Genomic DNA, 279 nt, shown 5'->3' with positions numbered 1-279 from the left:
GTATTCACCTTGTTCGGCCCACCTTCGGTAGGTGCGGATGGTGGCGTAGTCGGCAAAGTCCACGAATTTCCCGGTCGGCGTGGGTGATCGCCACGTCACCATCGTGTCGTCGATGACGCTGACGGCGTTAGGGAGCAGTATCAGCTTGTTCGTCAGGAGTCCATTGAGTAGATCCTTGATGCTCCGGCTTAAGGCATTAGCGGTTGTCATCGAATCCGGGGAGCCGGTTGAGATAGTTCGACAGTTGTCGAAGTAGCTTGGGCGGCAGCTGTTCTGGCG

At 57.0% G+C, this 279-nt stretch carries 1 protein-coding gene; it reads right to left on the bottom strand.

What is annotated here, in order from left to right; translation table 11 throughout:
• Window positions 1-210: hypothetical protein (locus FVA95_RS32375; RefSeq protein ID WP_205016065.1), on the bottom strand; the 210-nt coding region annotated here is incomplete at its 3' end.
• Window positions 211-279: the final 69 nt, after the last annotated feature.

This window comes from Pseudonocardia sp. EV170527-09 (genome assembly GCF_008369905.1).
GTDB lineage: Bacteria > Actinomycetota > Actinomycetes > Mycobacteriales > Pseudonocardiaceae > Pseudonocardia.
The sequence above is the reverse complement of the archived record's forward strand: the minus strand, read 5'-3'. Positions and strand labels throughout refer to the sequence as shown.